The 1,225-nt window shown below is 38.9% G+C and carries 1 protein-coding gene; it reads right to left on the minus strand.

What is annotated here, in order from left to right:
* A partial coding sequence (locus ABJF11_RS10385; protein ID WP_348119781.1) for a hypothetical protein occupies positions 1-1,084 on the minus strand: 1,084 nt, incomplete at its 3' end.
* Positions 1,085-1,225 lie beyond the last annotated feature (141 nt).

Below are 1,225 nucleotides of genomic sequence, written 5' to 3' on the forward strand. Positions count from 1 at the left end.
CATAGTTCGGCAGGATAAGGTTACTATCTATAATAGAAATCAACTCAAATGGGACAATAGAGGCCAGCACCTCAGACTTGAACCACTTCTCTTCGAGATCATAGTATAAATCGACACCACGTTTACTCTGTTCCCAACCTATCTCTGCTAAAAGCAATTTTCTAAGAAGCAACTTATTAGTTAATGAGCTAAAATCAAATTTATCTTCAATCTGTAAATTAAAAACAAAATTTGCCAACTCAGTATCTATCCAAGGAAAAACGACATCAGCGCCCAGATAAGTAGTAGCGGCTTTAGTCTTACCCATCATGCATTGGTGATCATGAAAGGCGCCTCGCGAAAATGCCCTAAAATCCACAAAGGAAACTGGCTCTGATGATTTCTTAACCTTAGAAAAATATTGATTAAGATCAAAACTCTTCGGAATGGGGAAAATACAGCCAAGAGTCGATAGATCACCATGAGACTCGCATGGTGATCTAATATACCATTTAAGCGCTCTGAGATTGGTAGGGATTAACTTCCACAAGCCAAGCTTAGATAACAAGAAAGATCGGTATTGATTAGACGAAGGCAAATAACCAAAAGTCTCATCATTACCTAGCCCGTCAATCACCACATATTCGTCAGCATTCCGAGTGCCTTCACCAAAAAAAGATTTCAAACCATACAAAAAAAACATGAAACCTTGATCAAGAACAGGAGACTCCATTACACCACATGCACCCACGAATGTTTCCTTGCTAAATTGGTTCAATATATGATCAACTTCAACAAAATACGGTCGGTGCCCAAGTTTTCGACAAACCTTAGTAATGTATTCTTTCATCCCATGATCTTCGCGACGCAAAAAAGTGAGAGTTTCTACGCTTTCACCTAATCTGGAATAACCCACCGCTAGGGCCATTGAGTCTTTACCATCACTTAGAAGTAGCAGCGGGTGCTTAGACGAATCGATTTTCTGTAGAGATCGTTTAATCGCATTCAGCAAGGCATCAACATCACCACTATTTCCGGGTTGATAAGACACCGAACCCATCCGATAATCGTATTCTTCGAAATCAGAGAGACCTTGTTCAGACATACTCTCAATAGAGCTGCCACAATCAAGGCTCTTTGGGCATATCATATATTTTGCTATCGTAGATATTTTTTCAACACTTATTTCGGTATCAATCACTGAACCTTACCTCATATTATTATATGCAATAATTTTTAATAGATG

The organism is Reichenbachiella sp. (genome assembly GCF_039941815.1).
GTDB lineage: Bacteria > Bacteroidota > Bacteroidia > Cytophagales > Cyclobacteriaceae > Reichenbachiella.